General features: G+C 56.5%; 20 protein-coding genes and 1 pseudogene. 9 read left to right on the top strand and 12 right to left on the bottom strand.

The annotated features are described in order from the left end of the window. Nucleotides 1-75 precede the first annotated feature (75 nt). Both RA157_RS10915 and RA157_RS10910 read right to left on the bottom strand, forming a co-directional pair. Entirely contained in the window at nucleotides 76-1,035 is a 960-nt protein-coding gene (locus tag RA157_RS10915; protein WP_350336260.1) for a hypothetical protein, read from the bottom strand. Nucleotides 1,036-1,134: 99 nt separating this feature from the next. Then, nucleotides 1,135-1,290, bottom strand: a pseudogene (locus tag RA157_RS10910) (pentapeptide repeat-containing protein); the annotation flags it as partial. A 436-nt stretch (nucleotides 1,291-1,726) separates the two neighbouring features. Between RA157_RS10910 and trpB the strand changes: the two are divergent. Both trpB and trpA read left to right on the top strand, forming a co-directional pair. Further along, nucleotides 1,727-2,986 (top strand): tryptophan synthase subunit beta, encoded by a 1,260-nt coding sequence (trpB, locus tag RA157_RS10905; protein WP_350333152.1) that lies wholly within the window; start codon nucleotides 1,727-1,729, stop codon nucleotides 2,984-2,986. 19 nt (nucleotides 2,987-3,005) lie between these two features. Next, nucleotides 3,006-3,797 (top strand): tryptophan synthase subunit alpha, encoded by a 792-nt coding sequence (gene trpA, locus RA157_RS10900; RefSeq protein ID WP_350333151.1) that lies wholly within the window; start codon nucleotides 3,006-3,008, stop codon nucleotides 3,795-3,797. A 92-nt stretch (nucleotides 3,798-3,889) separates the two neighbouring features. Here the strand turns inward: trpA and RA157_RS10895 are convergent, their stop codons facing one another. The 10 genes from RA157_RS10895 to RA157_RS10850 all read right to left on the bottom strand — a co-directional run bounded on the left by RA157_RS10895 (nucleotide 3,890) and on the right by RA157_RS10850 (nucleotide 16,043). Beyond that, entirely contained in the window at nucleotides 3,890-5,698 is a 1,809-nt protein-coding gene (locus RA157_RS10895) for a DEAD/DEAH box helicase family protein (RefSeq protein ID WP_350333150.1), read from the bottom strand. 13 nt (nucleotides 5,699-5,711) lie between these two features. After that, entirely contained in the window at nucleotides 5,712-7,250 is a 1,539-nt protein-coding gene (locus RA157_RS10890; protein ID WP_350333149.1) for a tripartite tricarboxylate transporter permease, read from the bottom strand. Between the two features lie 30 nt (nucleotides 7,251-7,280). Then, nucleotides 7,281-7,811, bottom strand: coding sequence for a tripartite tricarboxylate transporter TctB family protein (locus RA157_RS10885; RefSeq protein ID WP_350333148.1), 531 nt, complete (start codon nucleotides 7,809-7,811; stop codon nucleotides 7,281-7,283). A 31-nt stretch (nucleotides 7,812-7,842) separates the two neighbouring features. Continuing rightward, on the bottom strand, nucleotides 7,843-8,820 hold the full coding sequence (locus tag RA157_RS10880; protein WP_350333147.1) for a Bug family tripartite tricarboxylate transporter substrate binding protein: 978 nt from the start codon (nucleotides 8,818-8,820) through the stop codon (nucleotides 7,843-7,845). Nucleotides 8,821-8,977: 157 nt separating this feature from the next. After that, nucleotides 8,978-9,832: a universal stress protein gene (locus RA157_RS10875; RefSeq protein WP_350333146.1), complete on the bottom strand. Its 855-nt coding sequence runs from the start codon at nucleotides 9,830-9,832 to the stop codon at nucleotides 8,978-8,980. Nucleotides 9,833-9,900: 68 nt separating this feature from the next. Continuing rightward, nucleotides 9,901-10,818, bottom strand: a complete 918-nt coding sequence (locus RA157_RS10870) for a methionyl-tRNA formyltransferase (protein WP_350333145.1) — start codon at nucleotides 10,816-10,818, stop codon at nucleotides 9,901-9,903. Between the two features lie 53 nt (nucleotides 10,819-10,871). Then, nucleotides 10,872-12,146 (bottom strand): formyl-CoA transferase, encoded by a 1,275-nt coding sequence (gene frc, locus RA157_RS10865; RefSeq protein ID WP_350333144.1) that lies wholly within the window; start codon nucleotides 12,144-12,146, stop codon nucleotides 10,872-10,874. A 38-nt stretch (nucleotides 12,147-12,184) separates the two neighbouring features. Next, nucleotides 12,185-13,936 carry an oxalyl-CoA decarboxylase gene (gene oxc, locus RA157_RS10860; RefSeq protein ID WP_350333143.1) on the bottom strand — a complete coding sequence of 584 codons (1,752 nt, stop codon included), beginning with the start codon at nucleotides 13,934-13,936 and terminating at the stop codon, nucleotides 12,185-12,187. Between the two features lie 47 nt (nucleotides 13,937-13,983). Further along, entirely contained in the window at nucleotides 13,984-14,676 is a 693-nt protein-coding gene (locus RA157_RS10855; RefSeq protein ID WP_350333142.1) for a GntR family transcriptional regulator, read from the bottom strand. A 314-nt stretch (nucleotides 14,677-14,990) separates the two neighbouring features. After that, nucleotides 14,991-16,043 carry a ketopantoate reductase family protein gene (locus RA157_RS10850; protein ID WP_350333141.1) on the bottom strand — a complete coding sequence of 351 codons (1,053 nt, stop codon included), beginning with the start codon at nucleotides 16,041-16,043 and terminating at the stop codon, nucleotides 14,991-14,993. Between the two features lie 266 nt (nucleotides 16,044-16,309). On the opposite strand from RA157_RS10850, the gene RA157_RS10845 reads away from it, so the two are divergent. From RA157_RS10845 to RA157_RS10815, 7 genes are all read left to right on the top strand, one after another. Further along, nucleotides 16,310-17,293: an NAD(P)H-quinone oxidoreductase gene (locus RA157_RS10845; protein ID WP_350333140.1), complete on the top strand. Its 984-nt coding sequence runs from the start codon at nucleotides 16,310-16,312 to the stop codon at nucleotides 17,291-17,293. 211 nt (nucleotides 17,294-17,504) lie between these two features. Further along, nucleotides 17,505-18,290, top strand: coding sequence for an N-formylglutamate amidohydrolase (locus RA157_RS10840; protein ID WP_350333139.1), 786 nt, complete (start codon nucleotides 17,505-17,507; stop codon nucleotides 18,288-18,290). After that, complete coding sequence (locus RA157_RS10835; RefSeq protein WP_350333138.1) at nucleotides 18,287-18,856, top strand: TRAP transporter small permease subunit; 570 nt, start codon at nucleotides 18,287-18,289, stop codon at nucleotides 18,854-18,856. The genes RA157_RS10840 and RA157_RS10835 overlap by 4 nt, the downstream gene beginning before the upstream one ends. After that, nucleotides 18,856-20,178: a TRAP transporter large permease gene (locus RA157_RS10830; protein WP_350333137.1), complete on the top strand. Its 1,323-nt coding sequence runs from the start codon at nucleotides 18,856-18,858 to the stop codon at nucleotides 20,176-20,178. The genes RA157_RS10835 and RA157_RS10830 overlap by 1 nt, the downstream gene beginning before the upstream one ends. 65 nt (nucleotides 20,179-20,243) lie before the next feature. Continuing rightward, on the top strand, nucleotides 20,244-21,278 hold the full coding sequence (locus RA157_RS10825) for a TRAP transporter substrate-binding protein (RefSeq protein WP_350333136.1): 1,035 nt from the start codon (nucleotides 20,244-20,246) through the stop codon (nucleotides 21,276-21,278). Nucleotides 21,279-21,349: 71 nt separating this feature from the next. Continuing rightward, nucleotides 21,350-22,717: a glutamine synthetase family protein gene (locus tag RA157_RS10820; protein ID WP_350333135.1), complete on the top strand. Its 1,368-nt coding sequence runs from the start codon at nucleotides 21,350-21,352 to the stop codon at nucleotides 22,715-22,717. Between the two features lie 6 nt (nucleotides 22,718-22,723). Further along, complete coding sequence (locus RA157_RS10815) at nucleotides 22,724-24,100, top strand: aldehyde dehydrogenase family protein (protein ID WP_350333134.1); 1,377 nt, start codon at nucleotides 22,724-22,726, stop codon at nucleotides 24,098-24,100.

Raw genomic sequence — 24,100 nt, 5'->3', positions numbered from 1 at the left:
CTCCGCACCTCTCTAGCAGCACCATCGCTTCTCCCTGAAAATCCGGTTGTTCTACGGTGTTCCGATACTCAGGCTTCAGAAGAAGCTCAGCAGCCAGTTGAGCAGGTCTTGAAGGCGGGTTTTGAGGGCTGTTTTTACCGTTGTTTTGATGGCGTCTTTTCCAGCATCACGTAAAAATCCCCAGGCAGATGACGTGAACCCGGCGAGGTTATGGATGGCTTTCTGCAAGAGTTCGTGGCCGATTTGACTGATGGTTCGATCAGGATTGCCGATGCGCTCGGCTCCCTGCTCCAGAGCTTTCTGACTTTCTTCCAGAAACTCAGAGGCATCATCTGTTAGCCCGTTACGGGCCGTCTCATCATCAAGCACCTTGGACAGCCTTGTCCGGCCGTCCTCGATCTTGTCCATATCCTCTTCGGAAAGTCTGATGTCTGGCGCAACGGGTTTGTCCTTGTCCGTCTCAGAAGCGCTTTCCCGCTTCAGATAAGGCTTCAGCGCCTGCACCTTTTCCAGAAGGCTTTTTGCAAGCGAGTCCATCCCCTGCCAGTGATTGTCCGCCTCTTCCCGGAGCCAGGTCGACAACATCTCGCTATGGACCTGCCATTTATACCATTCACGCTCTCTTGCCTCCGACAAGGCCCGGAACGCGAGGATTTCCGCTTTCGAGCGGTCGGAAACATTAGGTGGGCGTTCCTCCCATCGGTCAAGGAGCATGCGACAGGAATAGGCCAGATCCCCGAACGCCTCATTCAACGCATCCGGATTATCGAGCCGCGGTTGCCCTTTGAGGGGCGCATGAGTCACATGAAGTCGACCGTCCTTCAGGTCGGCAGAAACAGAGCTGCTTGCGGCGAGATCGGCAAGGGCCTCATCGGCAGGTTTTTCCACTCTATTGTTGTCTGAGGTGGTTTCTGCATCAAGCTCATCCTCCTCCCCAATTTCCTCAGCAACCTGATGCGGAATATCCTCCCAGACCGGCCAGTCCGTCGGATGGGAGAGATGCTCCGGCAGGATAACGCCAGTGTCACCAATCATTGTGTTGAGTTGGCTTTGAGTGAGACCGATACTAGCCCTACAATCGACACGGCCCTCATTGTTTATGTCCCGTGTCGATTGTAGAGATCTGAGGTCTGCCCTTCTGAGGTCTGCCCTTCTGAGGTCTGCCCCTCTGAGGTATGCCCCTATGAGGTCTGCCCCAGACAAATCCGGCGTAAACGGCTCCTGGCGCCGCCGCCTGTTCCAGGCTTCGACGCCTTCCCTCAGCCAGTTTAAATGTTGCGGGTCTGCCATGGGTGATTCCGGCTCCTTCAGGTGGGGAGGCTAGCGCGGGTTTTGTTGGGCGGCAAGGCTGGTTGTAGTGATTAGCGTTGATTCAACTCTTTGGACTCGTTTTCCAGTGTCGGGCAATGAATCTGACTTGAGACGGAATAGCTTGCAGCATGGTCTGGCTGGATGCCGGATCCTGGTCCGGCATGACAGCGGGGGTGGGGCAGATGCGGTGCGTTACCCTCGACCTCCGGATTGCAGCCACAGGATTGCGACCTCTGGCAATCAGGCGTTCGGGCAATCAGGGCTCCAAACAAACAGCCCCATCACTCCCCAGCATCACAAATAATCCCCTCTGTTTTCTCCGTCTTTGGTCGCTTCAGGCGCGGAAAGGGGCTGAACGGATTGCATGTTCGGGCCAGCCGTAATATTCACAAGCAAACAGTTTGGAGAGTGTGTGGTGACGTTCGAATTTATCGAGACGGCGTATGACGTCGACGACAAGGGGCATTTCGGGGAATTTGGCGGGGCCTATGTGCCGGAAGTTCTGCGTCAGCCTCTTCTGGATCTTGAAGCGGAGTATCGTCAGGCCCAGGCTGACCCGGCCTTTGTGGAGCGGGTTCGGGACCTGTTTCAGAACTTTGTCGGGCGACCCACCCCTTTCCACCATTGCCGCAATCTGAGTGCGGATGTGGGCGGGGCGCAGATCTACATCAAGAATGAAGGTCTCACCCACACAGGCGCGCACAAGATCAACCATTGTATCGGTCAGGCGGTTCTGGCCGAGCGCATGGGCAAGCGCAAGATCGTGGCGGAAACCGGGGCCGGTCAGCATGGTCTGGCAACAGCTACCATCTCCGCCCTCTTCGGTTTTGAATGCGTGGTCTATATGGGCGAGGTGGATTATGACCGCCAGCGCCCGAACGTATTCTATATGGAGCAGCTGGGCACCAAAGTTGTGCCGGTGCGCGATGGCACAAGACGGCTGAAGGATGCGGCTATTGCAGCCATGAAGCACTGGACCACCCACATCACCGACACCTATTTTCTGCTCGGCTCTGTCATTGGCCCGCACCCCTACCCCACCATCATCAAGGATTTCCAGACCGTTGTCGGCCTTGAGGCACAGAGCCAGTTCCGCGCCCGGACCGGTAAGGACAAGCCCGATTACTGCATTGCCTGTGTTGGCGGTGGCAGCAATGCGCTGGGTCTGTTCAATCCGTTCCTTGATGATGCGGATGTGAAGCTGGTGGGTGTCGAGGCCGGCGGCCGCGGTGTGGCCATACGCGGGGATCATGCGTCCAAGATTTCCGGCAAGGCCACGGTCGGCGTGGTTGAGGGATACAAATCCCTGTTCCTGCAGAATGATTTCGGCCAGATTTCCAACACCCACAGCATTTCCGCCGGGGTGGATTATTCCGGCATCGGCCCCCAGCACGCCTATCTGCATCAGAAAGGCCGGGTGGATTATGTGGCGATTGAGGATGACGAGGCGCTGGCCGCCCTGCAGGCACTGGCCCGCACGGAAGGCATTATTCCGGCTCTTGAGTCTGCCCATGCCGTGGCGCAGGCCATGAAACTCGCCAAGACGCTGGACAAGGACAAGACCATTATCGTCAACCTGTCCGGACGGGGTGACAAGGACCTGTTCATCACCGCCAAGAAGCTGACGCCTACCAAGTGGGACGCCTATCTGAAAAGCCAGATCGACGGCGAATAAGATCAAGGATACGAAGACGATGACCACCATTGACCGGCAGCTTGAGAGAATCGCCGAAGACAACCGCATCGGCCTGATGACGCATATCGTGATCGGCTATCCGTCCCTTGATGAATCCCGGGATCTGGTCCGCACCATGGCCCGGACCGGCGTTGATTTCATCGAACTGCAGATCCCCTTCACCGACCCCATTGCCGATGGCCCGACCATCATGAAGGCCAGCACGGAAGCGCTTCAGAACGGCGTTGAGCCGCAGCAGTGCTTTGATGTGATGCGGGAGCTGGCCGCAGAGGTGGATATTCCGCTGCTGTTCATGACCTATTACAACATCGTCCATGCCATGGGTCCGAAAGCCTTCTGTGAAGCGGCAGTGGCTGCCGGAGCAAAAGGGCTGATCGTGCCAGACATGCCGCTGGCTGAAGAGGAATTCGAGCACTTTTATGCGGCATCTGAAGCGGCAGGCATTCCGATTGTGGCTGTGCTGGCCCCGGAAAATGCACCTGAGCGGCTGAAAGAGATTTCCGCCACCAGCCGGTCCATTCTATATCTGCCCTCGCGCACCGGTGTGACCGGCGCCAAGGCGGAACTGGCCAAACATCTGGGCGATGAGGTCGCCAAGATCAAGACGGTCACCAACCAGCCCGTTGCCATTGGTTTCGGGGTGTCTTCCGGCCAGCATATCGAGCTCATCAAATCAGCCGGGGCCGAGATTGCCGTTGTCGGCAGCGCCGTCATCGACACGCTTGAGGCCAGCGGTCTTGATGGTGTCGAAACCTTCCTGAAGGAGCTGACAGGGGCCTGTCGCTCTTAAAGCCAAGAAGCTCCATAAAACCCATCCGATCTATGTCTTTGATGACGCGAGTTGTTTTCGCCAAACCGGTGCCCACTTTGGCGCAACACGCTCTAAGCCTTCGGCCCCCACTGGCCGAAGGTGAACTGTTTTTCCCGTTCGATATCGAGAGCGAACCGGGCAGGATCACCGCCCTCGCCCGGCTCGTTCAGCACCTCGAAGACACATGCTCTGACATTGTCCCCGACGCCCGGCCATTCTCCCTGTTGCACCTGGGTCTGGTCACTCCAGACAAGCCTGCCGTTTTCCACCTTGCCGTAGACAGCACCGCTCTGCTGATCAGCAAAGGTGATGTGCGGCAATTGCCGTATGCAGCGTTTGAGAAAACCCAGATTATCCTTTGCCTCAAGATCAGCGCCATTGAACACATCATCAGGCGAGCGGGCCTCAATATTCACCTTCTTGAAGCGGTCAATATCGATCATCTTGCCGATGTCTAGAATGGTCATGGCGCCATTCCAACCGAAGGCTACGGTTCTGGGCATTTCGCCAAGCGGCACGTCATTGTTGAGAAACTCGAAATGGACGGTTTTCTCCGCTGACAGAACCCAGGAAAAGAACAGCTCCGGCATGCCGGTATAGGCTTCGATATTGTGATAGAGCAAATCATCGACAGCCTTGTAGCGCCCGGTACTCTTGCCGCGCAGCCAGGCGCGTTCCACGGTTTCCGATGGTGGTGTGATCATGAAGAACATGAAAATACGGTCGCCGAAGCGGGTGAGAAGCTTGCTGTCGGCCCCACGGTTTTTCTCTGTCGTGAAACTGTCGAAGCGGAAGCGGTCAATCAGCAGGTGGGACATGCCGCCGCCAAGCGCCTTTGCGGACATATAACGGTCGAGCTTCTTGTCGATCAACGCCAGCTCTGTTCCCGTCAGCATGGCGGCATATTTGGCATCTTCGCCGAGGCTGTCATAGTCGAGCAGGAACTTGCGCCAGTAATCCGGGCTGATGAGGGCGAAATCCTCCCAGGGGATATCCAGCTTTTTCGCAAGCGCCCTCTGTCGTGGCCGGATGGTGCTCTTGCCAGCCGCGGACGCGCCTTTCACATTCATCACCACGGGCTTTTCCTGCCGGGGCAGAAGCCGATAACGCCGCAGCCCGGCCGCATTGATAAAGAGGTCCGATATGCGGTCACTGACCCATTGGCTGCCAAAGTCGTTTGACACCACATTGACGGCGATGCGGGCCGTCAGGCCCCGATCCGTTACCAGCCTACCCCGCTGACCGGAGATACCGCCAACCACCCTGACCAGAGCCTTGAGACAGGCTTCATCAAGCGGTTCCAGGTCCTGTTCCAGATAGCTCTTCCAGGCTTCCAGAGCGGCGAGTTCAGGCTGTTCAGATGAGGCAGGTTTCTTCGGTGGTCTTGAGGCCTCCGCAGCGTTTGCCCCGAACAGGCGAGCCCAGAAGCCCTGTTTGACAGGAGTCGGGTTCTGAGCTTTCGACACGCCGTACAGGTCCTGATCCAGATAATGCAGCAGACGGTCTTCAGCCTTCTGCCTTAGGGCGTTGAACTCGGTTTCGAGGTCGGTCATTTCCTGCAGGATATCGCAGTTATAAAGCGTCGAGACCATATTGCGGAGATTGATGCCCAGCTCTTCGTAACTCGGCCCGTCAGGCACAGACAGGTCTGCGGTCACCCGGATCAGAATTTCATGCTGAACCAGCCTTTCAATCCGGAAGGCGATAAAGAAATCAGGTTTCAGATGACAGAACTCGGCAAGTTCGCTGGCCTCCTGATAGGACACCAGCGCATGCTCGGGCCGATAAATCGTTGCCAGATGCATGAGCCTGCCGGGGATGGATGAGGCCAGCCCCGGAGCCCAGGCAGTGCAGGGTTCTGTTTCCACCCCGGTGGTCATAGGGCCTTCAGCGTCACGATGCGGCTTTCCTTTTTGCTCCTCCGGTTCTGTCCCAGATGGCTTTCAGCAGCGGCAGCAGGATCAGGATGATCGCGATCACCGTAATCGGCCCGGCGATTGGGCGAGTGAAGAAAATGCTGAAGCTGCCGTCAGAGAACAGAAGCGACTGACGCAGGGTTGGTTCTGCAATCGGCCCAAGCACGATGGCCAGAACAGCGGGGGCAACAGGATAGTCAAGAATGCGCAGGAAGAAGGCGCCGACGCCGAAGAAGACCATCAGCCAGACTTCATACATATTCTGATAGGCCGCGTAGGTTCCCACAAGCGACAGCACAAAAATCAGCGGTGCCAGGATGGTGAACGGCATACGCAACATCCACAGGAACAGCGGGATGAAAGCCAGGTTGACCAGCACCGCCACAAGGTTTGAGATGTAGAAGGAGCCAATCAGCGGCCAGACGAAATCGGGCTGGTTGGTGAACAGAAGCGGGCCCGGCTGCAGGCCCCAGATCACCATGCCCGCCAGAAGGACAGCCGTTGTCGGTGACCCGGGAATACCCAGTGTCATCATCGGCAGCATGGCACCAGTGGAGGCCGAGTTGTTGGCAGCTTCCGGAGCCGCCACCCCGTCAACGGACCCTCGCCCGTATTCCTCCGGATTTTTCGACGTCATCTTGGCAACGCCGTATGACATCAGCGAGCCTGGAGTGGCACCGGCTGCAGGCAGAATGCCGACAAAGAATCCCAGAAGCGATCCGATCATGGTGCCCCTCCAGGCCTCGCGGAAGCTCTTGAGGGCTTTAACAATCCGGCCAAAGGTGAAATTCACGTCCGACATGGTGTTCTCGTCGCGCGTTGTATTGATGGTCCACAACATCTCGCCGATGCCATAGATACCGATGGCCAGAACCAGGAACCGGATGCCACGGCTGAACCATTCCGTTGAATCGAAGAACAGAAGGCGCGGTTCGCCGGAGATCTGGTCGAAACCGACCGCGGCCATCACAAGGCCAAAGCAGATCGAGAACAGGGTTTTGGGGATATCATCTCCGCCAAGGCCAACGAATGTGGCAAACGCCAGAAGCATCAGGGCGCAGATTTCAGGTGGCCCGAAACTAAGGGCAACAGAAGCCAGAAGCGGCGCAAAAGCGGTGAACAGAACTACAGAGATAGTGCCGCCGATAAAAGATGCGACCGCCGCAGTCACCAGCGCCCGGTCCGCTTTGCCGGCAAGGGCCAGCGGACGCCCGTCAAAGGTTGTGGCCACGGCGGTCGACGCCCCCGGTATGCCGAGCGTGATCGACGAAATCGCCCCCCCGTACATGGCCCCATAATAGATGGCGGCCAGAAAGATCATCGGCGATGTGGCACTGCCGGTCGTCTGTTGAATGACAAAGGTGAAAGGCAGCAGAATAGCAACACCATTGACCGATCCGAGACCAGGCATGGCACCGACAAACAGTCCAACCACAACACCAAGGACTGCAAGGCCCAGATTGACGGGCTCGAGAGCAATACCGACCCCCTGGAAGAGCGCAACAAGAATTTCCATTGTCCAGTTTCCCTGTATGCCTTGCTAAAATCAGTAGAAGATGTCGTAGAGCGGCAGGAACAGCGGTTCCAGGTGACCTTTGGGCAGGACAATCCGCATCGCGATATCAAAGAAGAAGAAGCACACCACCGGCGTTGCGACAGCGATGGAGATCGTTGTCAGCCAGCTGTGGCGGCCCAGAAATTTCAGGTAGTAGATCAGGAAGAGCGGGATCGCTCCATAAAAGCCCAGAAAACCGATCAGGATCAGAAATCCGAAAATACCGCCACCGACAAAGACAACCATCTTCTTGCCGTATGTGTCGAGATATTGCTGCTGCGACCGGGACGGCGGAGAGGTTCTCCTGACCCAGTTGATACCGGTCCACACACAACTGAGGAACATCACCAGCGACAGCCAGAACGGCCAGAAACCGCTACCCGGGCCTTCGCCCTCGATGAACCCTATATTTGCGAACCGCCCCACATCGGGGTTCCATGCCGGCGGCTCGCCACTTTTCCACATCAGGTAGAGGGAAAGGATCCCAAGAATAGTGCACGTGATAAGTTCTGCCTTACGCATTACGCCTGTTTCCCTTCCCGGACTGACCTGATTACTTGATTGCGCCGGACGCTTTCAGAATGGTCTGATGACGTGAGCGCTGCGTATCCCAATAGGACTTGAGATCACCGCCAGCCATGAAGTCGCCCATCAGGGACTTGTCAGACTTGTATTTCTGCCAGTCAGCCGAATTGAACACCTTGGTGAACATGGCGGTGTAATAGGCGAGTGCATCGTCAGACATGCCAGGCGCGCCAACAACGGCCCGCTGCATGAAATAGGCGAAGTCACCACCGGTCTCTTTCAGGGTCGGCACATCAGGGAACATCGGAAGACGTTCATTGGTGAAGGCAACAAGCGGGATCACCGTTCCGGCTTCATAGAAACCGAGTGCTTCGGACGGGTTGTTTACCGAGGAGGTAATCTGTTTGCCCGCCAGATCCTTGGCTACGGCCCCGCCGCCCTTGTACGGGATGTACTTGATGCTCAGGCCATAATTATTGTTCAGGAAATCGGTGATGATGTTGTCTTCGGAATTCTTGCCGGTTCCGCCCATGACCCACTGGTTGCCACGTGCCTTTGCTTCCTTCAGGAATTCCTCAAAGCTAGTGATGCCCGTATCCTTGTGGACCCAGAGCAGGAAGGTGTCTTCCGCCATACGGCCAACAGGCGCGAAGGTCATGATATCCACGTTCAGACCAGGCTGACGCAATGGCGTTGTGAAGAAGGAATTCAGTGTCACCATGATCGTATGATTGGGATCATTGGCGCTCTTCATATGCACCAGAGCCTCAGCACCGGAACCGCCGGACTTGTTGGTCGGAACCAGCGGACGTGCTGACAGACCTTCCTTCTCAACAATGGCCTGCATCAGGCGAGCCATTTTGTCAGCACCGCCGCCTTTACCGGCCATGATGACAAAGTCGATAGGCTTCGTGGGCTCAAAGGCCTGCGCGATGCCAGTAAAGGCGGTCGCTGTGAGTGCTGCCGCACCTGCCAGACCCATGAGTAGTCTCTTGGTGATAGCCATGTCTCCCTCCCTTGATAGAAATGCTATCTTACGCGAGGAGCGTCGCGCGGCGCTTCATCCACCGAGCCCGGTCTCCCTGTCAGAGATTTGTCAGGGAACTGTCAGGGATCGGCAAATCCTCCAAATTCATCCTCCTGTGCCTCAATCAGGCAACGTGTTAATGCACGAACACCACAGGCATCTTTGCCTTATCGACAACAGCCTGCGTGTTCCCTCCAAACAGTGTTTCCCTCTCATGGCTGTCGCCATATGCCCCCATGATGAGCAGATCGACGCCGTGATTGCCGCACTCATCAAGCAATGCTCTCCCTGCATTGCGTTTGGGTGAGAAAGGAACGATCTCCGCCTCGATATTGCGCAGGGCGAGATATTTCAGCAGATCATCAGCCGACGCCCCGCCGATCTGGTTCTGACCGGCAAAGATTGTCACCTTGTCTGCCATGGTGATCAGACCGATGGTCATGGCCACGGCCCGGCTGGCTTCCATTGATCCGTTCCAGCCTATGGCCACATGCCTGCCAAGATCCTTGGGTGGCGTTTCAGCCTGCGGGCACATCATCACCGGTGTACCGGTGTGAAACAGCGCCGCTTTCAATGTGTTGGTACCGAGGTTCCGGTCACGATCCGGCTGGGCAACAGCAATCAGGTCCGCAAGACGTCCATGATGCCGGATAACCTCAACCTGCCGCCCCTGCTCTTCCACCCAGGTTGCCGTGGCCTCCTTGCCTGTAGGCTGATCCGTTACCGTCAGTCCGAAAGCCTCTGTGAGCTCGGTAAACTCCTTCTTCAGCTGCTCTTCGACCTGGTCGGCCACATCCTGTGCCTTCTCGACAATCTGTTCACGGAAGAATTTCGGGATAGGGACTCCGAAGGGCAGCAGATCCTCTGATCGTGCCCGGCAATGCGTCACAACAACATGCGCCCTGTGGCGCTTTGTCAGCGCGGCAACATGCGCAAGAACATTGTCGCCCTTTCCATCGCCTCTTACCGGAACAATAATCTTGTAAATCAAAACTCTATCCTCTTGAAAGAAGCATCAATGCTTCTGTATCCGCCCCTCGGACATCCACTGTAGTCATATTATTGCCCAAGCCGGTCTCCTGCCTTGATGCCTGCCTGAGACGCCCAGTCAGGAGCCGTTATCTTGTCACCACCGGCTGGTCGTACCCGCTTGATCCTGATGCGTCCGCCGACGCACTGAACAAGAACACCGTCTTCGGAGACCTCGAGAACCTTGCTCGACACCCCGTCGCCGGACTCCCGGCGGCAATCGAAAATCCCCAGTTCCTCACCATTCACTGTCGTCCACGCGCCCGGTGACGGATTGGTGCCCCGGATAAGGTCATAGACCTGACCCACAGGCTTGTTCCAGTCGATGCGGGCATGCGCCTTTGTGCATCGCCGTTCGTAGGTGGCCTTTGATTCATCAGGCACCAGCCGCGGAGGAACACCGGATCGGAAAAGATTGCAGACATCCAGAACAGATTCAACTGCTGATGGGTAAATCTTCTTAAAATACAAGTCGATGACGGTATCATCGGGTTCAATCGGACATTCCCATTGCAGCAGGCTGTCCCCCTCATCCAGACCGTCTGTGGGATAGAACCAGGAATAACCGGATTTTTGGCGCCCCATGATAATCGGCCAGTTCACAGCTGATGGCCCGCGATGAAAAGGCAGCAGTGACGGGTGAAAGCAGATTGAACCGAGCTTCGGGGTATCCCTTGCGGCTTCCGGGACAAAGACATTGACGAATGCCATCACCATCAGATCAGCATCAAAGGAGGCCAGCCTGTCTAGAATGGCCTGCTCCTCGAACCTCGCTGGCTGCTCTACCGGAAGACCCTTTTCGAGCGCAAAGGCCTTGATCGGGTCAACCGGCCTGCCGTCGCGGTCCGGTTCACAATAGACCGCGACAACTTCATCTGTTCCGTCTTCCAGCAGCCGTTCCAGCACATCCTTGCCGAAGGCCTGCTGTCCCATGACGATGAGACGCATATTCTCCTCCCGAACTGGCGGTCGCTCCTCCTGCGACCGGCCGAAAAGTCTCCTTACTCAGCGGCGTCTGCTTTAACCTCCCCGACCGCACCGGACCCGATTACACGGTCCAGATCCTCGCCTGAATATCCGAGCACTTCGCTCAGAACCTCGGTGGTGTGCTCACCCAGAAGCGGAGAGCGTGTCACATCGACCGGGCTATCAGACAGTTTGATGGGGCAGCCGACACTCAGATAGGAGCCGCGCTCCGGATGGTCGACTTCCACGATGGTACCTGTCTCCCGCAGGCCATCATCTTCCGCCAACTCCTTCATCGACAGGATCGGGCCGACCGGAATATTGAGTGGATTACAGATGTCCATGACCTCGAACTTGGTCTTCGTCATGGTCCAGGCCTCAATGGCATCAAACACCTCGTTCAGCTTGTCGAGCCGCTCAGGTGGTGTTGCATAACCTTCCTGTGTCTTCCATTCCGGCTTGCCAATCACATCACAGATAGCTTCCCAGACCGCGGCCTGCGTGATGAAATAGGTGTAGGCGTTGGCATCGGTCTCCCAACCCTTGCACTTGAGAATACGACCAGGCTGACCACCGCCTGAATCGTTACCGGCGCGGGGCGTTGCCTCACCGAACGGAACACCCTCACCAAACTGGGAATATTCCTTGAGAGGACCGGCAGCCAGGCGCTGCTGATCGCGCAGCTTAACGCGGCAGAGGTTGAGCACCCCATCCTGCATCGCCGCGAGAACCTTCTGGCCACGCCCGGTTTTCTCACGCTGGAACAGAGCTGTTACGATCCCGAGCGCCAGATGCAGGCCTGTGCCGGAGTCACCAATCTGCGCACCCGTCACCACCGGCGGTCCATCAAGGAATCCTGTGGTGGATGCCGCGCCGCCTGCACATTGCGCCACGTTCTCATAGACTTTGCAGTCTTCATACTGACCAGGCCCGAACCCCTTGACGGAAGCCATGATGATCCGTGGATTGATTTCCTGAATGCGTTCCCAGGAAAAGCCCATACGATCCAGAGCCCCCGGCGCAAAATTCTCCACCAGCACATCACATTCCTGAATGAGGCGGGTCAGAACTTCCTTGCCTGTCTCATTCTTGGAATTCAGCTCAATGGACCGCTTGTTGTGATTCAGCATGGTGAAATAGAGGCTGTCTGCTCCCGGCACATCAACCAGCTGCTTGCGGGTCGCGTCCCCCACACCGGGCCGTTCCACCTTGATCACATCCGCCCCGAACCAGGCCAGCAACTGGGTACAGGTCGGCCCTGACTGGACATGGGTGAAATCAAGAATTTTTACACCTTCGAGCGCTTTCATTAGTCTTCCCTGTTCATCAAAAAATCAGCGTGCCTTTTCTATTTCTTCGACACGACACTCTGCGGATTAAGGTTCCCGATCCGGCCGCTTTCCGTTCCGGCCTGCGGATCAATCACTGCATTGATCAATGTTGGCCGGCCTGAGGAAAGCGCGTCATTGACGGCCCGGCTCAGGTCATCGGGTGAGGTTGCCGTCACGCCGACACCACCAAAGGCCTGCATCATCAGGTCATAGCGGGAGTCTTCTACAAAGACTGTCGGGGCCGGATCAGAATGGCCCGTCGGGTTCACATCCGTTCCCCGATAGATGCCGTTATTGTTGAAGACAACCACACAGACAGGCAGATTGTAGCGGCAGATAGTCTCAACTTCCATGCCGGAGAACCCAAAGGCACTGTCTCCTTCTACCGCCAGAACCGGACAGCCGGTTTCAACAGCGGCAGCAATGGCGGTTCCCATTCCGATGCCCATCACGCCCCAGGTTCCAACATCGAGACGCTTGCGCGGGCGATAGATGTCAATGATGCTGCGGGCGAAATCGAGTGTGTTCGCCCCCTCGTTGACCAGAATGGTTTCCGGGCGCTGTTTGATAACAGTTCTGAGTGCACCCAACGCCCCGTGATAATCCATCGGTACATTGTTGTTCTGCAGCTTCGGTGCCATGCGATCCATATTGGTCTGAACCTTGGCGCGAACCATATCCAGCCAGCCGGATGATGGCTTGACCCAGCTTTCACCCATGGCCGCCGTCAGGGCTGTGACGCAGGATTCAATATCACCGACAAGGGGCGCGGCGATGGGCTGGTTGCTGTCCATCTCCTTTGGATCAATGTCGATATGAATGAACTTTTTCGACCCCGGTGCGCCCCATTGCTTGCCCTTGCCATGGGACAGGAGCCAGTTGAGCCTTGCTCCTATCAGCATGACACAATCGGATTCCTTGAGCACAAGAGATCGCGCCGCACCGGCATATTGGGGATGATCATCAGGCAGCAGCCCCTTGGCCATGGACATGGCGATATAGGGTGCACCGCTTTTCTCGACAAAGGCCCGGATGGCCTCGTCAGCCTGGGCATAAGCCGCACCCTTACCCAGGATAATCAGCGGGCGTTCAGCCTGTTTCAGAACATCCAATGCGCGGTCAATCGCATCTGCGCCGGGCACTTGCGCCGGGGCCGGATCAACCACTTCAATCAGGGACTTCGCCCCTTCTTCAGCCGTCATCACCTGGCCAAGCAGGCTTGCGGGCAGGTCCAGATAGACACCACCTGGCCGTCCTGAAAGAGCCGCACGAATGGCTCGCGCCATGCCGATGCCGATATCTTCCGCATGCAGCACTCTGTAAGCAGCCTTGCAAAGCGGTTTGGCGATGGCGAGCTGATCCATCTCCTCATAGTCACCCTTCTGCAGGTCGACGATTTCACGCTCGGAAGAACCGCTTATCAGGATCATTGGCCAGCAATTGGTGGTGGCGTGGGCCAGTGCCGTCAGGCCATTCAAAAAGCCGGGCGCTGACACTGTCAGACAGATACCCGGCTTCTTGGTGAGATATCCTGCGATCGCTGCAGCATTTCCTGCATGCTGCTCATGCCGGAATGACAGAACCCGCATGCCTGCTGCCTGTGCCATTCGGCCAAGATCTGTAATGGGGATGCCGGGCACCCCGTAAATTGTATTGATGCCATTCAGCTTCAATGCATCAATAACCAGATGAAACCCGTCGGTAAGCTCCTGCTCCTCCTGAATAACCTCAACCTGTTCAGTCACCGCTGCCGTGCTTTCGGTACTCATCAGTTTCCCTCAGTCTTTCCCATCTGTTGGTCTTCTGAGTGGCTGGATTACACCCCATCCAGCCTCTGCCATGTCTCACGAATGTGGTCATGGAGCTTCATTGTGTGCTCACGCACGAGACGGCTGGCGAGATCTGCGTCCCTTGCCTCCAGCGCATCAAGAATTTCAACATGATCAACAACCGACCGCTCAACCCGGTTTCCCTCACCCATGGTGCGCTTGCGCACTGCATGCATGTGCTGGAAAAGCTGATCGGCCGTCTCCTTCAGCAGAGCACAGCCGGAAAGCTGCAGGATCTGCTGGTGGAATTTGATATTGGCTTCGGAATATTCCTCGATATTGGCCCGCAATGCGTCCATGGAATGGGACATGGCAAACTGCCTGAGCTCGCGGAGCTCATCATCCGTTGCCACACTTGTCGCCATCCGGGCAGCCATGCTTTCAAGCGCTGCCCAGGTGATGACCATTTCAAGGATTTCCTTGATGCTTTTGCGGGTTACGAACACGCCGCGACGTGGCACGATATCAACCAGCCCCTCATGGGCCAGTCGAGCCAAAGCCTCGCGAATGGGGGTTCGTGAAATACCAAGCTGCTCAGCCAGTTTGCGCTCATCCAGTCGAAGATCAGCGTCAGCATCGTAGATATTGATGTCCAGTATCGCATCCCGCAGAACATCATAGGTGTGATCTTTCAGCGTGAAGCTGGATGCGATCGGAGACAGTTTGTCACTGAGCAGCAAATGAAAGTCCTCTTGATAGTCTTTGGGCCTGTTCCGACCCGTGGTCTTCTGTGTTGCACCCGCCCTTCAGAGCCTGTTCCGGGATATCCCGAATAGAAATTTCAGACCCAACTCTGGTATACCACACACCAAATTCTTTATATTTTATTTTTAACCGAGTCAAGAAATCCACTGATACCTCACAAGAGAAATCCCTTGAGAAGCGCAGAAAATCAGCATTTCAAGTGAGGGTTCTGTGGGCTGAGGCTCCGCTCAAAAGCAAAGGCCGCAGGTGGTTTCCCTACCCGCGGCCTTTGAATCTCCATACGACCTGTTTATCCGGTGGCGCTGTTTGCCCGGTTTTCCTCAAGGCGACCGTCGACAATCGCCACGGTTTCGTCAAGCGCATCAAGTGACAGGCCCAGCTTTTCACCCACACGCTGGACCAGGCGTTCCACGCGCTCGATCCTTGGTGTACCCGCAGCAATTGCACGAGCGGCCGAGGACGGCTTCAGCAGGCTTTCCGCAGCTTTAGCGTATTTCTCGAACGGCACCTGATCTTCCGGGTCCGCTCCAAGAGACCGGGCCAGTTCATCAACCCATTCGTAGATTGCGCGGGACTGTTCGATATTACCATGAACTGCCTCCCGGATCGGAATAACCCCATCCCTCGTAACGCAGCGATAATTCCCGGTCAGCAGCATGCTCCACTTGGCCATAGGGACGAAGAGAGAGGCGTGAACCCTCAGCTTCACCGGCACATCCTTGCCGTCCAGAGTGACAGCTGCGATATCAGCTTCAAGCTGGCGCAACATGTCATTATGAGCAGGATCTTCAAACTCCGATGCTTTGAAATTGGTCGGCAGCCCTACATGCAGCACATTGGCCTTTTCTTCCGGCGGGCGGAAAGCCTGCGGGTCCGGACTGCACAGGCTGACGAGACCAGGCTCGAAACCATCCCAGACGGAAACATCAGCAAAGCAGTCAGCCAGGTCCGCATCCTTCAGCGCCTCAACCCGGCGCAGATAAGGCAGTGGCGGCATGTTCATGATGGAAAGGCACGGCTTGCGGCTCGCCGCTATGCGCTGCATCAGGTCCTTCACAGACGCTGACCCATATTGCGGCTCCTGCATGGCCAGAGCGATGAGGTCATACTCCTCGGGTCTCGACTGCTCCGGTGTTTTGGCATCAACCCGCCCCGGCAACCCGTTCGAACTGATTTCGCGATGGTCGGCTTCACCGCGCAGCTGCAGGCGGACAATGGTTCCTTCCGCATTGATCAGTTCTGCTGTCTGCTCACGGCAGACCAGGGTGACATCATGCCCGGCCAGCAGCAGTTTCGTAGAGAGCAGGGAGCCATAGGACGCCCCCAGAATGAGAATACGCATCGTAGTTGCCTTCACAAATTACGGCTTCCAATTTAATGGCAAGCGGCTAAATTTATTTTCACACTATCGAAAACCATCAGAAATGATTGCAGGATTGACACCGGATTCCACATTTTGCTGTCGTCTTTTCACAAATTCAGGCATCAATCTGCACATTCTGCACCCGTGATTCCGTCTGCCTTTCCAGGAATCCGATATGACGAACATAGCAAGCAGGTGCCAAAACCATGGTGGCAGTCTGCAAGATGATCAGGGAGGTCATTCGCATGCTTCCAGAGAGTATTCGCACCATCGAAATGCGTGAGCCGGGCAAAGCTGATGTCCTTGAGACAGGCACACGCCCCATACCCCAGCCAGCCTCTGATGAAGTTCTGATCAAGGTGATTGCAGCCGGTGTGAACGGCCCGGATCTGGTGCAACGCCGCGGACACTATCCGCCACCAAAGGGCGCATCTGATCTGCTCGGGCTTGAGGTCTCAGGTGAGATCGTCGCTGTGGGTGCGGATGTAGCGGACTGGTCCACCGGTGATCTGGTCTGTGCGCTCACCAATGGCGGTGGTTACGCAGAATATGTAACCGTGCACGGCGCCCATTGCCTCCCCATTCCCGAGGGCGTGGATCCGGTCGACGCAGCCGGTCTGCCGGAGACCTATTTCACGGTGTGGAGCAATCTCTTTCTTGATCACACCCCTGCTGCCAATGCGCTGCTTCTGGCCCATGGCGGCGCGGGTGGCATCGGTTCGACCGCCATCCAGCTTGGCAAGCTGAACGGTATGTCCGTTCTCACAACCTGTGCAGATGACGCAAGTATCGCATTCTGCACGGATATCGGCGCTGACCGGGCCATCAACTATCAGGACGAGGATTTCGTGGCCGTTGCTCGTGACATGGGCGGTGCCAATCTGATTCTCGATACGATTGGCGGCGATTATGTGGCCCGCAACATCAAGGCCTCCGCCCCCGACGCCCGGATTGTCCAGCTGGCTTTCAATAAGGGATCACGGATGGAAATCGACCTGATGCCGATCATGCTGAAACGCCTGACCTTTACCGGCTCGACCTTGAGATCGCGGCCGGAAGCCTTCAAATCCCGAGTTGCAGCCGATCTGCGCGATCGGGTCTGGTCATCCTTCCAGACAGGCCAATTGAAGCCTATGACACATACCATCTTCAGCTTTGATGAAGCCGTTGCCTCCCACAAGATGATGGAGCAGGCCCAGCATCACGGAAAAATTCTGCTGAAGCCATAACACCGCAGCAACCGGGCACGCCATCATTTGGCGTTCATGGAAAATACAAGCTGTTTCAACTGATTATTATCAAGGCCCGCAGGTTCCGCCTGCGGGCTTTTTTCGTTCGCGCCGGTTGTTTCAGGAGCACCTGCACGTCAACTAAAAGAAAAATAATTGACAAGAAAATTGTTTCTGAAACAAATTATACAAAACAACAGGGAGAAACGGAATGGTGTTTGCTGCGGCGGACCAGCAGGGAGCTGACCTTTCAGCAGTCAGCCTGATCAACGGGGGAGGCACAAGCCCCGTGCTGATCGTCTGCGAGCATGCTTCAAACGCAATTCCCGAATCATTTTCAGGGCTTGGCCTGACCGATGATGTTAGACAGAGCCACATTGCCTGGGATCCGGGTGCGGATGCCGTGGCTGCAGAGCTCTCCCGGCTGATGGATTCCACCTATGTGCGCGGTGAAGTCTCACGGTTGGTCTATGACTGTAACCGGCCACCTGAAGCCCATGACGCGATGCCAGCACGCAGCGAGATCTTCGATGTTCCGGGCAATCAGAACCTGACAGAAGAAGACAAAGCCCGACGTGTCGCCTCGGTCTACCGCCCCTTTGAAGCCTGCCTGTCTGAAGCCGCGAAACGGGCTGGTGCGCTTGTCACCATTCACAGCTTCACGCCGATCTATCACGGGCAGCAGCGTGCTGTGCAACTTGGCATTCTCCACGATGACGACAGCCGTCTGGCGGACCTGATGCTTGATGATGCCAGTGCACACACCGACCTCGAAGTCAGACGAAACGATCCTTACGGCCCTCTATCCGGTGTCACCCACACGCTCAAGGAGCACGGGCTTGCCAACGGCATTCCCAATGTCATGATTGAGGTTCGCAATGACCTGATCACGACACCAGGGGACTGTGCTGCCATGGCTGACTGCCTCCACCGAATGCTGATACCGGCCCTTGACCAGCTTGGCATAGAGACCAATGGCGGGGAGAAATCTGCATGAAGGCGTTTCTCTCCCGCTTTGTCCGCACAGTAGACGCAGTCAATTACAGAACTGGCCGCTTTGTCATCTATGGTATTTTCCTGATGATCGGTATCCTGCTCTGGTCCTCGGTCTCAAAGACGTTCTTTGAACCGTCTCTCTGGACACTGGAAATCGCCCAGTTTGCCATGGTCAGTTATTACATGCTGGGTGGACCCTATGCGATGCAGCTCGGGGCTAATGTGCGGATGGACCTTTTCTATGGCGAATGGTCGGATACGCGGAAAGCCCAGATTGATGCGTTCACCGTCTTCTTCCTCATGTTTTATCTGGGTGTTCTGCTGCATGGCGGACTGACATCGCTTGCCTATTCACTCGGGCATTTCAAGGGCGATACCTACAGCTTCTTCCTCGGCCTCATCACCGGCTATGAAGATGTGGGGCGGCTTGAGCGCAGCCCCACGGCCTGGCGACCCTATCTCTGGCCCATCAAACTTATCATGTGCGCTGGCGTCTTCATGATGCTGCTTCAGGCGATCTCCGAACTGATCAAGGATGTGGCCAAAATCCGGGGAGTCAGCCTCTAATGTCCCATGAAATGATTGCCCTGTTCATGTTCGCCACCATGATGCTGATGCTGTTCACCGGCCAACGCGTGTTCGGCGCTATTGGTGCCATCGGGGCTATTTTCGCCATCATGCTGTGGGGCACAGGCGGATCAGATATCCCGTTTTCCGCGGCCATGAAGCTGATGAAATGGTATCCGCTTCTGACCCTGCCAATGTTCATTTTCATGGGCTATGTGCTGTCGGAATCAAAGCTGGCCGATGATCTCTACAAGATGTTCCATGTGTGGATGGGTCCGGTTCATGGAGGGCTTGCGATTGGTACAATCGGGCTGATGGTGCTGATTTCAGCCATGAATGGCCTGTCGGTTGCCGGGATGGCAATTGGCGCGACCATCGCCCTGCCGGAACTGCTCCGCCGCGGTTATGACAAACGCATGGTCACAGGCGTTATTCAGGCGGGGTCATCTCTCGGCATTCTGGTGCCGCCATCGGTGGTTCTGGTGCTTTACGCGATGATCGCCCGCCAGCCCGTGGGACAATTGTGGCTGGCTGGTGTGGTCCCCGGCCTGATGATGGCGGCGATGTTCGTCATCTACATCTATGTCCGCTGTAAGCTTCAGCCGAACCTTGGCCCTGTGCTGCCGAAAGAGGAACGTCAGGTGCCGATGGAGGAGAAAATCCGCCTGCTTGGCGCGGGGCTTCTGCCAGTGGTCATCTTTGCCACCATGATGGTGCCGTTCGTCAATGGCTGGACATCTCTTGTTGAAAGCTCCGCAATCGGGGCACTGGCGGCCCTGGTCGCGGCCATCGTCAAGGGCCGGATGACGCGGAAAGTGTTTGAAACATCCGTCCGCCAGACCCTTGCCATCTCCTGCATGTTCATGTGGATCATTCTGGCTGCCCTCGGCTTTGGTGCGGTGTTTGACGGACTTGGTGCGGTGCGCGCCATCGATAACCTTTTTACCGAGCAGCTTGGTCTTGATCCCTGGATGATCCTCATCCTGATGCAGCTGTCCTTCATCCTGATGGGCACGTTCCTGGATGACACGGCCATGCTGGTGATTGTGGCGCCACTCTATGTGCCGCTGGTCAAACTGCTGGGCTTCGATCTGATCTGGTACGGGGTGCTCTACACCATCACCACTCAGATCGCCTATATGACCCCGCCCTTCGGCTATAACCTGTTTCTGATGCGGGCCATGGCGCCACCCGAAATCGGATTGAAAGACATCTACGCGTCCATCCTGCCTTTTGTTGTGGTGATGGTACTCGCTCTGGCGCTGATCATGACCTTTCCGCAGATAGCCCTCTGGCTGCCGGAATATATCTACGGAAAGTAACGCTATCGGGAGGAGATCCGGCAATCTCGCCGGACCTGTCAATGTGATAAAATGGGAGAGTGACGATGACGACAAGACGTAGTTTTATAAAAGGCGCCGCAATCGCGGCTCCTGCAGCGGCACTGGCCACTCCGGCCATCGCCCAGTCCAAGATCAAGTGGCGTCTGCAGACCTATGCCGGTGCTGCCCTGGCTGAACATGTGGTCAAGCCTGCGATCGACAGCTTTAACAAGATTGCCGGCGACCAGATGGAAATCGAGCTTTACTTCGCCGATCAGCTGGTTCCGACCGGTGAGCTGTTCCGGGCCATGCAGCGCGGTACCATCGATGCCGTTCAGTCCGATGACGATTCCATGGCGTCTCCGACAGAAGTCACCACCTTTGGCGGCTACTTCCCGTTCGGCAGCCGCTATTCTCTCGATGTGCCGGTGCTGTTCAACCAGTATGGCCTGAAGGAAATCTGGGAAAAGGAATATGAGGCTGTCGGCGTCAAGCACATCTCCGCCGGTGCCTGGGATCCCTGCCACTTTGCCACAAAGGATCCGATCAACTCTCTGGCTGACCTGAAGGGCAAGCGGGTCTTTACCTTCCCGACGGCTGGTCGCTTCCTCAGCCAGTTCGGCGTGGTCCCGGTAACCCTGCCATGGGAAGACATCGAAGTTGCCGTTCAGACGGGCGAGCTTGACGGCATTGCCTGGTCCGGTATCACCGAGGATTACACAGTGGGTTGGGCGGACGTGACCAACTACTTCCTCACAAACAACATTTCCGGCGCCTGGATCGGATCGTTCTTTGCCAATATGGACCGCTGGAACGAGCTGCCAGAGCATCTGAGAGAGCTGATGAAAGTCTGCTTCGAACAGAGCCACTATTATCGTCAGTGGTGGTACTGGGGCGGTGAAGCCAATCTGCGTGTGAACGGCACCAAGATGAAGCTGACCACCATTCCGGATGAGGAATGGGCACAGGTGGAAAATGCCGCGGTCAAGTTCTGGGACGAAATCGCAGCTGAATCCGAGACCAAGGCCAAGATCGTCGACATCTTCCGCAAGTACAACGCGGATATGCAGAAGGCCGGACGGCCTTATCGTTACGGCTGAGGCTGATTGACCACTCGCGGGGCGCTGGCACCCAGCGCCTCGTTTTCATGCTTACTTTCGGAGAAATGCCTATGTCCGGTATCCTGTCATTCGACGATCTGAAAACCCGCGTAAGAGACGGGTCCATTGATACGGTTCTGGTCTGCTTTGTGGACATGCAAGGCCGCCTGATGGGCAAGCGATTTCATGCGCAGAACTTCATTGATCATTCCTTTGAAGAAACCCATTGCTGCAACTATCTGCTTGCGACCGATCTCGAAATGGCGACACCGGACGGCTATGCCTCCACAAGCTGGGAGAAAGGCTATGGCGATTATGTCATGAAGCCCGATCTCTCCACCATCCGCCTGATGCCCTGGCTTGAGGGCACGGCCATGGTGCTCTGTGACATTCTCGATCATCATACCCATGAGGATATCACCCATACGCCACGCGCCATCCTGCGCAAGCAGATCCAGCGCCTGAAGGCACTCGGGCTCAATGCGATGATGGCCACCGAGCTGGAATTTTTCCTCTTTGAGAAGAGCTTTGATGATATCCGCCGGTCCGGCTTCCGCGATCTTCAGCCGATCAGCGGTTATAATGAAGATTACCACATCTTCCAGACCACCAAGGAAGAAGGCATCATGCGCCCCTTGCGCAATCACCTGGTGGCTGCCGGTATTCCGGTTGAAAACACCAAGGGTGAGGCCGAGACCGGTCAGGAAGAGCTGAACATCCGCTATGCGGAGGCCATGGCCTGTGCCGATCACCACACCATTGCAAAGCATGCCACCAAGGAAATTGCCTGGCAGCATGGCCATGCGGCAACCTTCCTGCCGAAGTGGCATCACGAGAAGGTCGGGTCTTCTTCTCACGTGCACCAGTCTCTCTGGACGGACGATGGCAAACCGGCCTTCTATGATGCGGACGCTGAATTCGGCATGTCCGAACTGATGAAGCATTACGTGGCCGGGCTTATTGAATATGCGCCGGACTACACGGTGTTCCTCGCGCCATATGTGAATTCCTACAAGCGCTTCTCCAAAGGCACCTTTGCGCCAACCAAGACCGTCTGGTCGGTGGATAACCGGACCGCCGGTTTCCGTCTCTGTGGTGATGGTACAAAAGGTGTCCGGATTGAGTGCCGCATCGGCGGTTCGGACATCAATCCCTATCTGGCGCAGGCCGCGCAGCTGGCCGCCGGAATTAAAGGGATTGAAGACAAGCTGGAGCTTCCACCGCCGACCCGTGGTGATGTTTATGACGCAGACAAGGCACGGGAAATCCCCTCCTCCTTGCGCGCTGCCACAGAAACCTTGAGACAGTCCGACATGCTGAAAGAGGCATTCGGAGAAGATGTTGTTGCCCATTATGTCCGCGCGGCGGAATGGGAGCAGGAAGAGTTCGACCGCGTGGTCACCGACTGGGAAGTCGCCCGCGGCTTTGAAAGGGCTTAAAGACAGATGACCAAAACCCTGGAATGTGTTTCACCGATTGACTATTCCGTCTATGCCACACGGCAGACACTCAGCCGTGCTGACGCCGATGCCGTGGTGAGCAAAGCCCGTGCGGCACAGAAAGCCTGGGCGGCCCGGCCACTTGCCGAGCGGATCGCGCTTGTTCAGGCCGGTGTTGCCAAAATCGGCGAAGATACCGGCAGAATGGCCGAAGAACTGGCCCACCAGATGGGACGCCCGGTCCGCTATGGCGGTGAATTTGGCGGCTTCAACGAGCGTGCCACCTATATGGCTTCCATTGCTGAAGAGGCTCTGGCCCCGCTTGTTGTGGAAGACAGTGACGCTTTCGTTCGCCAGATCAAACGCGAGCCGCAGGGCGTGGTTCTGGTGGTAGCGCCGTGGAACTATCCTTACATGACCGCGATTAATACCGTCGCTCCGGCGCTGATTGCAGGCAATACCGTTATCATCAAGCACGCGACCCAGACCCTGCTTGTGGGTGAACGGCTGGTGGAAGCCTTTACCGCCGCAGGTGTACCGGACGATGTGTTCCAAAATGTTTTCCTCGACCATGACACCACATCTGACCTGATCGCATCCGGTGCCTTTAATTTTGTCAATTTCACCGGCTCTGTGGGTGGCGGCAAGGCCATGGAACGGGCGGCGGCAGGGACATTCGCGACCGTTGCGACCGAGCTTGGCGGCAAGGATCCCGGCTATGTGATGGAAGACGCCGATCTGGATGCGGCGGTTGATACATTGATCGACGGTGCCATGTTCAATTCCGGTCAGTGCTGCTGCGGTATTGAACGGATTTATGTGCATGACAGTCTGTATGACGCCTTTGTCGAAAAAGCCGTTGCGCTGGTCAAAACCTACAAGCTGGGCAATCCGCTTGACCAAGACACCACCATCGGCCCGATGGCCAATGTGCGGTTTGCCAGAGAAGTGCGTGAGCAGATTGCGGAAGCGCTGGCCGATGGCGCAAAAACCCATATCGACACCTTCCCGGAAGACGATGCCGGGGTTTATCTGACGCCGCAGATCCTGACCGATGTGACCCATGACATGCGCATCATGCGGGATGAATCGTTCGGTCCTGTTGTCGGCATCATGAAGGTCAGCTCGGACGAGGAAGCAATCGCGCTGATGAACGATTGCCAGTTCGGCCTCACCGTTTCTCTCTGGACAAAAGATGCGGCACGGGCTGAAGCGATTGGCGACCAGCTTGAAACCGGTACTGTGTTCATGAACCGCTGTGATTATCTTGACCCGGCCCTCTGCTGGACCGGTTGCAAGGATACGGGCCGGGGCGCTGGCCTGTCCGTCCTTGGCTTCCAGGCCCTGACACGACCAAAATCCTATCATCTGAAGAAAGCCTGA

Source organism: Coralliovum pocilloporae (assembly GCF_030845175.1).
Classification (GTDB): domain Bacteria; phylum Pseudomonadota; class Alphaproteobacteria; order Rhizobiales; family Cohaesibacteraceae; genus Coralliovum; species Coralliovum pocilloporae.
Note: the sequence above shows the minus strand (reverse complement) of the source record. Positions and strands in the feature narration are given on the sequence as shown.